Source organism: Profundibacter amoris, from assembly GCF_003544895.1.
Lineage (GTDB): Bacteria > Pseudomonadota > Alphaproteobacteria > Rhodobacterales > Rhodobacteraceae > Profundibacter > Profundibacter amoris.
This window is the reverse complement of sequence record NZ_CP032125.1, coordinates 1,412,258-1,426,623: the sequence shown is the minus strand read 5'-3', so window position 1 is coordinate 1,426,623 and position 14,366 is coordinate 1,412,258. Positions and strand designations below refer to the sequence as shown.

At 55.9% G+C, this 14,366-nt stretch carries 14 protein-coding genes; 4 read left to right on the top strand and 10 right to left on the bottom strand.

Going from position 1 to position 14,366, the window contains the following annotated elements; translation table 11 throughout:
• The first annotated feature begins 50 nt into the window (after window positions 1–50).
• From BAR1_RS07140 to cls, 3 genes are read left to right on the top strand one after another with little or no spacing between them, the layout of a single operon-like run.
• Window positions 51–725 carry a response regulator transcription factor gene (locus BAR1_RS07140; RefSeq protein WP_118944385.1) on the top strand — a complete coding sequence of 225 codons (675 nt, stop codon included), beginning with the start codon at window positions 51–53 and terminating at the stop codon, window positions 723–725.
• On the top strand, window positions 722–2,089 hold the full coding sequence (locus tag BAR1_RS07135) for a sensor histidine kinase (RefSeq protein WP_118942380.1): 1,368 nt from the start codon (window positions 722–724) through the stop codon (window positions 2,087–2,089). Before BAR1_RS07140 ends, BAR1_RS07135 begins: the two co-directional genes overlap by 4 nt.
• A gap of 39 nt (window positions 2,090–2,128) precedes the next feature.
• Window positions 2,129–3,556: a cardiolipin synthase gene (cls, locus tag BAR1_RS07130; RefSeq protein ID WP_118942379.1), complete on the top strand. Its 1,428-nt coding sequence runs from the start codon at window positions 2,129–2,131 to the stop codon at window positions 3,554–3,556.
• A gap of 145 nt (window positions 3,557–3,701) precedes the next feature.
• Here cls and BAR1_RS07125 read toward each other — a convergent pair whose 3' ends face one another.
• From BAR1_RS07125 to rfbF, 8 genes are read right to left on the bottom strand one after another with little or no spacing between them, the layout of a single operon-like run.
• On the bottom strand, window positions 3,702–4,991 hold the full coding sequence (locus tag BAR1_RS07125; RefSeq protein ID WP_118942378.1) for a glycosyltransferase family 2 protein: 1,290 nt from the start codon (window positions 4,989–4,991) through the stop codon (window positions 3,702–3,704).
• Complete coding sequence (locus BAR1_RS07120; protein WP_118942377.1) at window positions 4,991–5,761, bottom strand: cephalosporin hydroxylase family protein; 771 nt, start codon at window positions 5,759–5,761, stop codon at window positions 4,991–4,993. Before BAR1_RS07120 ends, BAR1_RS07125 begins: the two co-directional genes overlap by 1 nt.
• The gene (locus BAR1_RS07115; RefSeq protein ID WP_228408785.1) at window positions 5,758–6,822 is read right to left on the bottom strand and encodes a class I SAM-dependent methyltransferase; all 1,065 of its coding nucleotides are present in this window, start codon (window positions 6,820–6,822) and stop codon (window positions 5,758–5,760) included. The genes BAR1_RS07120 and BAR1_RS07115 overlap by 4 nt, the downstream gene beginning before the upstream one ends.
• A gap of 9 nt (window positions 6,823–6,831) precedes the next feature.
• Window positions 6,832–7,671, bottom strand: coding sequence for an NAD-dependent epimerase/dehydratase family protein (locus BAR1_RS07110; protein ID WP_118942376.1), 840 nt, complete (start codon window positions 7,669–7,671; stop codon window positions 6,832–6,834).
• 16 nt (window positions 7,672–7,687) lie between these two features.
• Window positions 7,688–8,989: a class I SAM-dependent methyltransferase gene (locus BAR1_RS07105; RefSeq protein WP_118942375.1), complete on the bottom strand. Its 1,302-nt coding sequence runs from the start codon at window positions 8,987–8,989 to the stop codon at window positions 7,688–7,690.
• On the bottom strand, window positions 8,881–9,465 hold the full coding sequence (gene rfbC, locus BAR1_RS07100; protein WP_228408783.1) for a dTDP-4-dehydrorhamnose 3,5-epimerase: 585 nt from the start codon (window positions 9,463–9,465) through the stop codon (window positions 8,881–8,883). Before rfbC ends, BAR1_RS07105 begins: the two co-directional genes overlap by 109 nt.
• Window positions 9,452–10,522, bottom strand: a complete 1,071-nt coding sequence (rfbG, locus tag BAR1_RS07095) for a CDP-glucose 4,6-dehydratase (protein ID WP_118944382.1) — start codon at window positions 10,520–10,522, stop codon at window positions 9,452–9,454. Before rfbG ends, rfbC begins: the two co-directional genes overlap by 14 nt.
• On the bottom strand, window positions 10,522–11,289 hold the full coding sequence (gene rfbF, locus BAR1_RS07090) for a glucose-1-phosphate cytidylyltransferase (protein ID WP_118942374.1): 768 nt from the start codon (window positions 11,287–11,289) through the stop codon (window positions 10,522–10,524). The genes rfbG and rfbF overlap by 1 nt, the downstream gene beginning before the upstream one ends.
• Before the next feature lie 218 nt (window positions 11,290–11,507).
• Here rfbF and BAR1_RS07085 point away from each other — a divergent pair, with 218 nt between their 5' ends.
• Window positions 11,508–12,440, top strand: a complete 933-nt coding sequence (locus BAR1_RS07085; RefSeq protein ID WP_118942373.1) for a glycosyltransferase family 2 protein — start codon at window positions 11,508–11,510, stop codon at window positions 12,438–12,440.
• Between the two features lie 52 nt (window positions 12,441–12,492).
• On the opposite strand, the gene BAR1_RS07080 is transcribed toward BAR1_RS07085, so the two are convergent.
• Window positions 12,493–13,164, bottom strand: coding sequence for a sulfotransferase family 2 domain-containing protein (locus BAR1_RS07080; RefSeq protein ID WP_162891691.1), 672 nt, complete (start codon window positions 13,162–13,164; stop codon window positions 12,493–12,495).
• 268 nt (window positions 13,165–13,432) lie between these two features.
• The gene (locus tag BAR1_RS07075) at window positions 13,433–14,344 is read right to left on the bottom strand and encodes an IclR family transcriptional regulator (protein WP_118942371.1); all 912 of its coding nucleotides are present in this window, start codon (window positions 14,342–14,344) and stop codon (window positions 13,433–13,435) included.
• Between the last annotated feature and the right edge of the window lie 22 nt (window positions 14,345–14,366).

Below are 14,366 nucleotides of genomic sequence, written 5' to 3'. Positions count from 1 at the left end.
TTCGGGGGCTGGATATGGTTTCCGGCCCCCGTTTTGCCTATATAGATGTCATGCGTATTTTAATTATAGAAGACGATGCCAGCACAGCCGGTTTTTTAGAAAAAGGGCTGGGCGAGGCCGGGCACTCTACCACCTGGGTAAAAACCGGTGTCGAGGGGCTGTCCCATGCACTGGACGGCCCTTACGACGTTATCATTCTGGACCGGATGTTGCCCGAACTGGACGGCATTTCCATTCTGAAAACCATGCGGTCGAACAAGGTGCAAACGCCGGTGCTGTTGCTCTCGGCCCTTGGCCAGACAGACCACCGCGTCGAAGGCCTGCGGGCCGGTGCCGATGATTATCTGACCAAACCTTTTGTTTTTTCCGAACTTCTGGCCCGTCTCGAGGCCATCATGCGCCGCAGTGCGCCGGTTTCGGAGGATGAAACCACCCTGCAAGTGCAGGACCTGACACTGGATCTGATGACCCGCACCGCCACCCGCGGCACCCGCCGGATCGAACTGCAACCGCGCGAATTCCAGATACTGGAATATCTGATGCGCACTGCGGGGCGGATCGTAACCCGCACGATGTTGCTGGAAAATGTCTGGGATTACCATTTCGACCCGCAAACCAATGTGATTGACGTTCATATCAGCCGTTTGCGCAAGAAAATAGACGCCCCCGGCGAAACACCCCTGATCCAGACCGTGCGCGGGGCCGGTTACCGGATGGTAAAATGACCACCCTGCCCCATAGCGGCAAAAGCGCCATCCGGCGATTGTTTGCCCTGCATATCATCGCCTCGTTGCTGGCCTCGGCCGTGGTGCTGGGGGCGGTTTATGTCGGCACCATGCGGCTGCTGGAAAACCAGACGGCACAGGCGGTGGACGCGGAACTGAACGGGCTGGTGCGCGATTACATCGACGGCGGGCAGTTCGCGCTGCGCTCGGCCATTGCTGAACGCTCGACCTCGCGTTCAAGCGCGGATTCGCTTTACCTTTATGCCACCGCCGATGGCCACCCGATTGCCGGCAACCTGTCCAGTTGGCCGGATGTGCCGATGGACGGCACATGGCAAACCATCCGCCTGATGCGCACCGATATCGACAAAAACGTGCTGGTGGGCCTGCGCGCCATCACCCTGCCCGGCGGCGCGCGCCTGATGGTCGGGCGCGATTTGCGCAGCCAGCGGGAATTTCGCGATATTCTGAAATACGCCTCATGGGCCTTGCTTGGCTCGTTTCTGGTGTTCGGGTCCCTTGGCGGGCTGTTCGTATCACGCTCGATCCTGAAACGGGTTGGCGAGATCCAGCAGGCCGCCACCGAAACCGCCCGCGGGGATCTGTCCCGCCGTGTGCCCCTGCGCGGCACTGGCGATGAATTCGACCGGCTGGCCGAAGCCCTGAACGACATGCTGTCCAAAAATGAAACGCTGGTGACCGAATTGCAGATGGTCACGGACAGCCTGTCGCATGACCTGCGCACGCCGCTGGCCCGCCTGCGCAACACGCTGGAAACCGCGCTGGCAAATCCGGATGCCGATAATTCCGATATAATCGCCGAGGCCCTGTCCGAGGCCGATTATGTCCATCAGGTCTTTACCGAGCTGCTGGATATTGCCCGTGTCGAGGCCAATCTGGCCCAATCCCAGATCGAGCCGCTGGACCTGTCAAAGATCGTCAGCGATACTGTCGAGCTTTATACCCCGCTGGCCGAGGAAAAAGACCAGACCCTGAATGCGCGGATTACCGACAAGGCCATGATCGAGGGGCACAAACAGTTCCTTGCCCGCGCCATTTCCAACCTGCTGGACAATGCCATCAAATTCACGCCGTCCGGCGGGAAAATCGACGTGTCCCTGACCGAAAATGATGACAAAATCGTGCTGACCATCGCCGACACAGGCCCCGGTATCATCGCCACTGACTGGCCCAAAGCCCTGCAACGCATGGGACGGCTGGACCGCGAACGCGGCAGTCCGGGGGCCGGTCTGGGGCTTAGTCTGGTGGCCAAGGTGGCCGCACTGCATGGCACCGAAGTGCAACGACAGGAGTCTGACAAGGGGTTGATAATTTCTATCCCCTTTGCGCGCTTTTCGGGTTAGGTTTGGCCGGAAATACCATTCCTTCGCAATCGGGGCCGCATGTATACTCTTTTCCTCCACTCGCTTCTGGTGACGGCCTTTACCATTCGGATTTTGGCGCGTGACGGGTTGCTTCCTTCGACCCGTATGGCATGGTTCATGGTCATCCTGACCCTGCCTTTCATCGGCTCGGCACTCTATTTTCTGTTTGGCGAGGTCGATCTGGGCCATAAGGCAAACCAGCAACAGCGGCGTATCTTTGCCATTGTCCACAAATACGCCCATCAGGTCATCGCCCCACCGCAGGACATTGATACGCTGGTCGATTTGCAGTTCCAGCCGGCCTTCAGATACACCCGTTCCGTCAATGGCTTTGCCCCGCGCGATGGCAACAGGGCCGAATTGATGGCCGATGCCCAAACCGCCCGAACACGGCTGATCGAGGACATAGATGCCGCCGCCGAAACGGTGCATATCCTCTATTACATCTGGCTGGAAGACACCACGGGCACCAACACCGCCCGCGCCCTGATCCGCGCGGCCAAACGCGGGGTGACATGTCGTGCGATGGTGGACGGGTTGGGATCGCGTGCCTTTGTCAAATCCCCCCTGTGGAAAGAAATGGCCGAGGCCGGCGTGCAACTGGCCATTGCCCTGCCGATTGACAGGCCGATCCGCACCATCCTGACCAGCCGTCTGGATTTGCGCAATCACCGCAAGATCACCGTGATTGACGGCAAGATCACCTATTGCGGCAGCCAGAATTGTGCCGATCCGGAATTCAGGGTCAAACCGAAATATGCGCCCTGGGTCGATATTGTTTTGCGGATGGAAGGGCCGATCGTTGCCCAGAACCAGATGCTGTTTGCCAGCGACTGGCTAAAGGAAACAGATACCCAGATCGAGGAATTCCAGATTGAAACCCAGCCGGTCGAAAACGGTTTTGTCGCACAGGCGCTGGGGGATGGCCCGACAGAACGCCTGCGGGCCTCGCCCCAGTTGTTTGTCACCCTGATTGAAACAGCACGCAGGGAACTGGTGATCACCACCCCCTATTTCGTGCCCGACCCGACAGTAATCGAAGCCCTGTGCGCGGCGGCCTATCGCGACGTGCGGGTGACGCTGATCGTGCCCAAAAACAACGATTCATGGATTGTGGCCGCCGCCAGCCGCAGTTTCTATCGCAAACTGCTCGAGGCCGGCGCCCATATCTACGAATACCGCGACGGGCTGCTACATGCCAAAACCCTGACCATTGACGGGCAAGTCGTTTTCATGGGGTCCTCGAATATGGACATCCGCAGTTTTGATTTGAATTATGAAAACGATGTTCTAATTCAGGACCAAAAGATCACACAGGCGGTCTGCGAACGCCAGAACGAATATATATCCTGTTCGGACAGCGTCACGCTTGAAGATGTCGTAGGGTGGTCCGTTCAACAGCGGATATGGCACAATGTTGTCGCGACACTGGGGCCGGTGCTGTAGCAATTTTCAAGGTTGGAAGAGACCTGCCGCACCTTGTATCGCGCTTACTCCAAGAACAAGGCTTGCAACATCAAATGCAAAGCGCACACTCAATCACATTGTACAATCTGACCATCGAAGTCCGGCCCGTTCTGATGCCCCCGCTTCATGACAACAGACTAGGGTCAAGCTGCCGCAGCTTTTTGCGGATGCGTAATATGCCCCGAATTGCAGCCGGGGGATGCAAGGCCTTTTGCAGATCTTCGTTCCCGACCAGATCATCAACAAACTGTGCGGCTTTGACAATGCCGGCCATATGTTCGCCGCCCGATATGGTGGTCTTCGACATACGGTGATTTAATATCTGCGGCGCATTGGCCATATCAGACTGTGCCTGTCGTGCAAGGCTGGCAGGGGTATTTTTCTGCCCTTCAGGTGCAGCCGTGGTCAGTTCCAGATCGCCCAGAAGCATTTTGGCCCCTTCCATACAGGGTGTTACCATTTCCGGTGCGAAACCGGACAATTCGCTGGCTATGACCTTTTCCCAGCTTTTATGATTGATCGCAAAGGGCACATCCTGCATTTTGCAGGCCAGTTCTAGCGCGGCCAAAAGATGCAACTGGATGCTCATACATTCATCGGGCACATGGCTTCGGTATGGGTCGTTTTTTGCCTCGCGGATGTATTTATTCATGTCACTGTCTTTGCCAGCGTCCCCTTTGGTCGCCATCCGGACCGCACTGTCGCCGGTCGAGCGTGGCGAAGCACCGGGAAGCGAAATTGGCCTGTCGATCTTCAGGATATCACGATCAGTGGCCAGCAGATTGGCGACCGAGGTATAGACATCGGGCATCGAGCACCAGAAATAGCTGCCCTGACTGGCCGCTTTCACCTTGTCGATCAGCCGTCGGGAAATGCAGCCGTGGTATATGCCCGCCCCGTCGGAATAGTCGCGATGTGTGCCCTGAAAAAACTTTGCCAACAGGGCCTTGTGATTGATCTGCGAAACCTTACCCGACAGTTTCATATAGCGGATCACCAGATGGCCGGGGATCTGTTCGGCATCATTGGGCCATTTGAAGTTCAGCTTGCGCCATTTCACGACATCGGGATCATGGGCTGCAATCAGGGCATACAACAGACGTAAACCATTGGGCAGGATACCGTCATCATCGCCGATGAACATCACATGGCTGCCTGTGCTGTGCGTCAGCCCGTCTTCGAAATTCTGCCGCATGGACACCCGTTCGGGTTGGCGAAAACAGGTGATCAGCGGGCTGTTGAACCCTGCAACAACGGATTGGGTATCGTCACTGCTGGCATTGTCCGCTACGATGATTTCCACTGGACATTCGGCCGCCTTGGCGGCAATCAGCACGCTTTGCAGGCACCCCTTCAGATAGGCCGCCCGCGAACGGGTGGGAATGATGATGGAAATCTTCACCTTGTCCGTCATCAGGCAGTCCGCTTCAAATACCCGTCCGGCGCGACCGAGATCAGAAGCTTGTTGTCGATGGCCTTGTCGATCTCGAATTCAGGGTGGGTTTTCAGGTATTCATGCACCGCCGTTTTCGGATTGTCCCCCGGCCCCCAGGTCCGGTGCGGGTAGGCATCGGCGGGCATGTCCTCGATCAAGGTGTCGAACACCACGCAATAACTGCCAACCGAAGTCAGCGGCGCATAGGCCTCAAGCTCGGCCAGAACGTGATCGTGGGTGTGGTTGCTGTCAAGGCAGATCAGAACACGATCAAAGCCTGCCGCCACTTTGTGCACCTGTTTGATCACACCTTCATCAATGCTGGAGCCTTCGATCATATCGATGCGCGAATACATCGGATGCGCCTCGATTGCGCTGCGGTTGTGGGCGCGGATGTCGATATCGATGCCCAGCACCTTGCGGCGCGATTTGGCGGGGTCGATTGTCGTGCCCGCCTCGATCGCGTCGGTCATGTCCAGCATGGCCAGCATCGAGGCACTGAAAATCAGCGAACCACCATGCGCGATGCCTGTTTCGATGATCAGATCGGGTTTAACCGACCAGATCAGTTCCTGCATCGCCATGATGTCCTGCGGATACTGGATGATCGGCCGTCCCATCCAGAAGAAATTATAGGAATACTGAGGCTCGGTTGATGCCTCAAGAAAGGCGGCGGCGGTCTTGCACATCTCGCCGTGTTCCTGCGTGTGTTTCAGCCGCTCGGCCACTTCTTTTTTAAATTCGGTCATGGTTTGTCTACCTCGATGTAGTTGTATTTGTTGCCTGACAGTTCCCGGATTTCCAACAGGTAATTTGGGTTCATCACATAGATATCCGCCCCGTCGGGCAGACCGGCCAGCGCCTGTTCGGGGGATTGCACCTGTAGGCCCGTTGCCGCCAGATATTTCCCCTGTTTGGCCGGATTGATATCGATCACAGCGGCCACCGGATATCCGGCCCGTTGCGCCAGCAGGGAAAAGATTACCCCCTTCGAGGCCCCGCCCCAAACCACTGCCCTGCCGGTTTTCGCGCCATCCGGAATGGTTGCGGTGAAATCGGCGGGAAAATCCACCCTATCATCAGGATCAGCCACCGGCGTGCGCAGGGTGGACAGATCACCGATAATGGCCAGATACTGGCCACCAAACACCCTTTCGGCATGCACAACACGCCCGAATATACGCTGGAAATCGCTCAGCCGGAAATAATTCACATGCTCGTAGAAAATATCGTACCAGGTGCGGTTTTGACATATCCAATCGAAACAGGGCACTTCGATATAGATCAGACCGCGATTGCCGTTTGCCTCGGCCAGTTGCATCAGAAACGAGACCGGATCGACGATATGTTCCAGCACATGCCGCAGGATCAGCCCGTCCCCCGACATGCCCAGCCCGGGGCCGAAATATTCGCGCTTCACCCGCGGATTGCTGCCCTCGTAAGTGGGGTCAAAGCCGGTGATATCACAGCCCTGATCCTGTAGCATTTCAAGGAAATATCCCTTGCCGCATCCCACTTCGACCAGATTGTCACGGCCCATCTTTTGACGCACCAGTGTAGAAACCTGTTCAAGATGCGCCCGAAACGGGGCGCTGTTGGCCTGCTCGTTCTGATAACTGGAATCATACACCATCAGATCGGCGTCAAAGGCAGCATTATAGACCAGTCCGGTGTCCAGATCCTCGACCAGAGACACGTCGCCCTTTGGGCAATTGATTGCCTCTTGTCGGCTGTCATACATCCGGTTCTGGAAAACCGGCAGTTGCTCTTGCCGGTATAATTCGCGCGTATTGGCATTTTTTTGCATCATCTATCTTTCCTATAGCACCGTTGGCACACCGACAACGCGTGGCGGATCCACCAGATTGTCAGGCCGCGCGCCAAATTTCAGCAAATCACGGCGATCATATTCATCGGCAATCCGTTCGGCCAGTTGCCGGATCGTGATGGCCTGCCCCGAGCAGACATTGACCGCCCCCGTCACCTTGCCCATGGCCACCTGCGCGATCATATCCCCTGCCCTGCGCACATCCATGAAATCGCGCCATTGCTTGCCGCTGGTCAGTTCGGCCACTTCGCCTTTTTCCAATTGCCCCCGCAGATACGGCACAAATCGCCGCGCATCTTCGCCTTCGCCATAAAGGTAGAACAACCGGCACCAGGCAAATTCCACATCCTGCACCGGCAAGGCCTGTGACAATGCCAAAAAGGCAGCGGCCTTGGCCCCGGCATAGGGGGATTGCGGGGCAAGCGGTGTATCGGTTGTCAAATCCCCCACCGAGACATCGTATTCAAAACAGGTGCCGACCCCGACAAAGCGGCGCAGACCGGCGGCCATGGCCCCCTGTGCCATCGCAATAGTACCCGCAAGACAGTCCAGATTTTTCGGCGAGGTCAGGTATTTGCCCGGTTCGGCATACCATGCGGCGTGGATGATGGTGTCCACCCCTTTACAGGTTTCCTGCCACCAGTCGGCGGACTCGGCAAACAGATCGGGCGTTGTCACCACAACCCGCTCGATACCCTCCTGCGATGCAAGTGCGTCGTCATGGCCTGTGCGGACAACAAGGCGCACGCGCTTGCCCTCATTCAGCAGTGCGCGCAATATCTGGCGTCCGACAAACCCCGTCGCGCCCGTTAGCAATACCGGTTTGGTCATTGCGCGATTGTTCGCATCAGAACACCTCCAGTTTTGGCACGGCGACCACGAACTGCCCTTGCCAGTCACGGATATAGGCCAGTTGGTCCGACAATTCCGTGCGCAGGTTCCATGGCAGAATCAACACATAGTCCGGACGGGTTTCGCGGATGGTTTCCTCGCTGACAATCGGGATCCGGCTGCCGGGCATATAGCGGCCCTGTTTGCCGGGGCTGCGGTCCACAACAAAGCGGATCAGATCGGGGCGCACACCGGCAAAGTTCAAAAAGGTATTGCCTTTGGCAGCGGCCCCGTAGGCGGCCACGGTTTTACCGGCATTTTTGGCATCGATCAGAAAGGACAGCAAAGCGTCCTTCATCCCCTCGACCGTGTTCTGGAACCCCTCATAGAATGCAGGCGTGTCCATGCCCGCGCCGGTTTCCTCATCCAGCAGCGCCTGCACCGCATCACTTGCCTGTTGCGGACCGCCCGCGTGCTGCACAAACACCCGCAGGCTGCCGCCATGGGTGGTCAGTTTTTCCACATCGAACACTTCCAGCCCCTGACGGCGCATGATCCGCGCAACGGACAGCAAGCTGAGGTAGGAGAAATGCTCGTGATAGATGGTGTCAAACTGGTTCAGGCGCACCAGATTTAACAGATGCGGGAATTCGAATGTTGCCACACCGTCCGCAGCAAGCAATACCTTGAAACCGCCGACAAAATCGTTGATGTCCGGCACATGGGCCAGCACGTTGTTGGCGGCCATCAGTTTGGCGGAAATACCCTCTGCCGCCAGCTTGTGTGCGGTTTCCACACCAAAGAAAATCTCGCGGGTCTCGATGCCCAGCTTGCGGGCCTCTGCGGCCACGGCGGCGGTAGGCTCGACCCCCAGACAGGGAATGCCGGCGGTCTGGAAATTCTTCAGCAGATAGCCGTCGTTCGAGGCGATCTCGACCACCATGCTGCCCTTGCCCAGCCCGAAACGTGCCGTCATCTGTTCGGCATAGCGGGCGGCGTGATCCAGCCACGAGGCCGACATCGAACTGAAATAGGCATAATCGCTGGTGAACAGACTGTCGGCGGCGGCGAAATCCTGTGTCTGCACCAGCCAGCACTGATCACAGTAAAGCACCCGCAACGGCAGCCAGATTTCCGGCTTTTGCAAATCTGCGGGTGCAAGATAGGCGTTTGACGGCGGCGCGCTGCCCAGATCGACAAAAACGCGGGTCAGCGGGGCGGCGCAGTGGCGGCATCCGGGCTGATCTTGCGGGGCAGATTTCGCAGCGTCGGCAGGGCCTGATCCCGCGGGGATATTTCGGTCACATCTAGGGGCCATTTAATACCTATTTCATCATCTAACGGGTTTACCCCGCCCTCGCAGTCGGGCGTATAGGGCGCAGAGTGGAGATACAGCAGTTCGACATCAGGTTCCAGCGTCTGGAAACCATGGGCAAATCCGGGCGGAATATAAAGGCTGCACCAGTTTTCGGCCGAGAGTTCAACCGCCGTCCAGCGCCCGAAACTGTCCGAGCCTTCGCGCAGATCAACGGCCACATCCAGAATCCGGCCACGCAGGCAGCTGACGATTTTTACCTCGCTCGCCGGTGGATACTGGAAATGCATCCCGCGCAGGGTGCCCTTGCGGGCGCTGTAGCTGTGGTTGATCTGGGCAATTTCCATATCAAGCCCGGCCCCGGCCAGTTCCTGATTGCAGAACAGGCGCGAGAAATGCCCGCGCGCATCGCCCAGTTTGCGCTTGTCTATGCGCATCACCCCGTCCAGATCCGTTTTGGAGATTTCAAGATGTGCCAAGGCTATCCCCGAAATATTCCCCGATCTGCTGCATCGTGAAGGTCGCCATATCCTGCCCCTCGACGTGGGCACAATACCAGTCGGCCGTGCGCGACAGCGCCTGATCAATCGACCAGCGCGGGGTCCAGCCCAGATGGGCATTGGCCTTGGCGCTGTCCAGTTTCAGGATTTGCGCCTCTTTGTAGGCATGGGGCTGAATGACAGGGCGCAGTTCGCTGTGGCTGAGGTTCAGAAAGGTTTCGACCACATAGGCAACGGTCCTTGTGTCCGCGGGTCCGGGGCCAAAATTCCAGCCCTCGGCAAAATCATTCGGTTTTTGTGCCAGATGTTCGGCCAGCATCAGGTACCCCGACAACGGCTCCAGCACATGTTGCCACGGGCGCAGGGCCTTGGGCGCGCGCAGCACGGGCGCCTGGCCATCGGCCATTGCCCGCACCATATCGGGGATCAGACGGTTGTCGGCCCAGTCCCCGCCACCGATCACATTGCCCGCCCGTGCGGTCGCCGTGGCAATATCCAGATCGGCCAGAAAGGACTGCCGGTATGCCGTGGTCAGCAGTTCGGCACAACCCTTTGAAACGGAATAGATATCCTTGCCGCCCATCGGTTCGTTTTCGCGGTAGGGCCAGACCCATTCGCGGTTTTCATAGCATTTGTCGCTGGTGACATTGACCACCACCGCCGGATTGCCAATCTTGCGCAGCGCCTCGAACAGGTGGGCGGTGCCCATGATATTGGTGGCCAGCGTGCCCAGCGGATCCTCGTAAGAGGCATGCACCAGCGATTGCGCCGCCAGATGGAAAACAATGTCCGGCCGTGCCGCCTGCAAGGCCTGCCTGAACACTGCCGCGTCACGGATATCCCCGCGCGTGTCACCGGCCAGCAAGCCCGCAACATGGGCCAGATCAAACAAGTTTGGACCATCATCGGGGTCCAGCGCAAACCCGTGCACTTCAGCCCCCAGACGGGACAGGATACAGACCAGCCAACTGCCCTTGAAACCGGTGTGACCGGTCAGGAAAACCCGTTTCCCGCGCCAGAATTCCGGGGTCAACATCACACCTTCCACGGGGCAGCCCCGCTGGTCCACAACTCTTCCAGATGGTTCTTGTCGCGCAGGGTGTCCATCGGCTGCCAAAACCCTTTGTGGAAATAGGCGTTCAATTGGTTTTCATGGGCAATGCGGGTCAGCGGGTCCCCCTCCCACGATGTTTCGTCGTCTTCGATATAGTCAATCACCTTTGGCGACAGCACAAAATACCCGCCATTGATCCAGCCGCCATCCCCGCGGGGTTTTTCAACAAAATCACGCACCTGATCACCGTCCAGATCCAGCGCCCCGTAACGGCCCGGCGGCTGTACTGCGGTGATTGTCGCCAGTTTGCCATGCGCCTTGTGATGGGCGATCTGTGCGCTCACATCTATATCGGCAACCCCGTCGCCATAGGTGAAGAAAAAGAACTCCTCGTCCTTCACATAGTCATAAACCCGTTTCAACCGCCCGCCGGTCATGGTGCTTTCACCCGTGTCCGCCAGCGTCACTTTCCACGGTTCGGCCACCAGCCGTTGCAGACGGGTTTCATTGGTTTCCAGATCAACGGTGATGTCAGACTGGTGCAAGTAATAATTCAGGAAATAATCCTTGATCATATAGCCCTTGTAGCCACAGCAGATAATGAACTCGTTCACGCCATGCGCCGCATAGGTTTTCATGATGTGCCAAAGAATGGGCTTGCCACCGATTTCAACCAAAGGCTTTGGCCGCAAGGCGGATTCCTCACTGATACGGGTGCCAAAACCACCTGCCAGAATGACTGCTTTCATGATGATTATCTCTGTTGCTACGTCACGATTACCGTAACATTACAACGCTGGGAGTTTAAAGGGTTTTGCATTGAATAAATCTGAAAACCGCAAGCCGCGCATTCGTTTGTCTATTGTTCAATCACAACTTGCTGCCTATTAGTGTTGTAATTCGCCCGGCAGGTATGGGTTAGGACCTGCGATGTGCAGAACTGTAGCAAATTGGGTAGCACCATAATATGACAATTCCATGCACAATTCTTATCCCGACAAAAGACCGCCCCAACCTACTTAGGCGAGCGGTCAAATCGGCACTGGATGCGGCCCCCGACAATTCCGAGGTCATCGTCATAGATGACAAAAGCAACCCACCTGCGCAGATTGTGTTAGAGGAGTTTGACGATCCAAGACTGGTTTGTCTGGTGAATGGCGACAAGGGGGGGGCTGCAGCGGCCCGTAATCTCGGGATGAAATCCGCAAAGGGCGAGGTTGTCTTTTTCCTTGATGACGATGATGAATTTCTTGCCGATTACTGCCGTGAAATTCTGGGGAATGTTGTGCCAAACCATCCCGGCCTTGCCTATGGTTTTTCCGCCTATCTGGTTTCTAGCAAAAAACCGGATGGCAGAACCGAGGATACAATTGAAAACAACAAACTGGATCAGGGCATTATATCGGACACTGCCCCCTTCCGGCGGCGGATTTGTGGCTTTGGTATGGGGTTCTGGATCAAACGCGACGTGTTTGAAGAACTTGGCCCGATAGACGAGGCGATGGCAACCAATGAAGATACAGAATATCTGTGCCGTTTAATCGACGCAGGAAAAGCCGGGTGGTTCTCGGCAAAGCCCGGCGTCAGGGTTCACCAACACAGCGCCCAAACCGCGGCCACCGAATTGGGCCATGTAACCAGCCGCATACAAAGCGCGGATCGCGCGCAATCATTCTTGACAATCTTTCAGCGTTATCAGCGCCTGATGCATTCAGACAAACAAGCACGGCAACACATTGCACGTCGCTATATCAAACTTGCGACCAAATCAGGGATGCTGCGGGAAAGCTGGAAATTTGCAGGGACATTACCAAACCTGTCCGAGCGCCTTTCGGCCCGCTACTATGCCTTGATAAATTTCACAGCATACCGTTTATCCGGCAAACATTCCAAAGCCTGATGGCCTGATCTGCGGTCAGATCATTCAATTTGGATTGCGTGAACGTGGTTCCTCAGGTCAGCTTGTCAGAATAGCCAAACAGTTTGAAATCCTTGGCAAAGTAGTTTCTGACCATATCCTCGGTCGTTGGGTTGTAGTAATCCTGATAAGGCCGTTTGGCCGATTTGCTTTTGGTTTTGTGCAGATGCTGCAATTCGAACGATGGCAGATTTAACTGTTCGGCAATCCCGGCAAGCTCCTGGTTCACCGTTTCAAAGGGCACGATACGATCAACAAGTATTTTCCCGTCAGGATCAGCAACGAAATACGCCTGCCCCGGAAATTTGGCGAAAATTGGATCATACCAGCGCTTCGGCGACATCCTGTATTCCAGAAATTCCTCGAATTCCATTTTCTGGATCATTTCGGCAACCCGTTTGGTGCGGAACTGTTTCATATACTCATAGTGGGATACCGTATGATCAAACGGATCACGCACAACGGAAAAGCTGAAGAATTGTTCATAGGCGGGCCGCCCCAGTTTGCGAATTACTTTGGCCGCCGTATCATGGACACGAAAATGCGCTTTCTCGACGGGTTCAACGTTCGGAAGGTGGCGTGTGATCCGGCTTAGCAGGGTGTGCGGATCGGGGTCTGTGTATTTCTTCAAGGCAATCGAGATTGATGAACCCGCAGTTTTGGGAATGTGCAGAAAGATAAACTTGTAGCTGGTCGAGATAAGCACTTGATATCCTCTTGTTCTTGTCTTGTATTTCGCGATTCAAACGCTTTGGCCGGGCAATCGTTTTGTATCCCCATTCAAACCCGTGCTTGAGTTTGCAATCTGAACAGCCCTACGGATGCCCCTGTACCCATAAAAGCATAGGTTCCATCCGGCAAACAATTATTCATATGAATATGGCGACAAATTCACCTCGCTGACGAACCAAGGTCAGGTAATAACGCACTGGCATTCTGAAGCGGATGCTACGTTTACAGGTGGAAAGCCAGACCTAATTGTTCAGATGATGGCTATGCATGGATACTGTTCTTGCTGTGTCCATGACCAATTCAGCCACTTTGGTTTCCAGATCCGTTCGGGTCCAGACGCTTTTGGGGCCAGAGGCGGTGACGGTGGCAATGGCTTGTCCCTTGGCATCCGTAATGGCGGCAGCAATGTTGATATCGGCTGTGACAAATTCTTGATCGGTGATGCAAAATCCCTGATCCCGGGTGCGGGATATTTCGGCCATTAAGGTTTCAACATCCGTAATGGTATAAGGCGTATAGGATTTCCGGTCGCACTGCTCGATCATTGCGCGCGCCTCGGTATCGGGGCGGCCAGCCAAAAGGGCACGCCCTGTAGAAGTGCAGAAAATCGGCACCTTGAATCCGGGATGCGCAGTGCGAAATGCGGTTTTGTTGCTTTGCAATGGAATAAGATACATCGCACTTTGCCCATGCAGACAGCCCATACCGACACGCATGTTAAGCTGGCGGCGCAGGTCAATAATATAGGGAATGGCGCGATTAACCAAGGTATCCGCACTCAGGAAGTTATGGGCGCTGATCAGCACTTTTTGGGACAGCGCATAGCGACGCGAGGCCGGGTCTCGTTTTAAATACCCCAAGCGAAGAAGGGTGTGGGTAAAACGCTGCGCCGCGCTTTTGTTCAGGCCGGTTCGCGCAATGATCTCTACAAGCCCAAGGTCGATTTGATCACCTGAAAAGGCCTCAAGCACCCGAAAGGCCTTTTCAACTGATTCAACAAACAGGCTATCAGGCTTGCGCGCTGGCTTTTGGGTGTCTTGGTTCATATTCGGTTCCTGATGTGCACAAAAATTCCAAAACAGGCCAGCAAGAACAAGTTGACTCCTCGCACATGTTGGTCCATATTTTCCATTATGCGATATTATGTATTGCATGGCAATACTTTATTACAGAGAG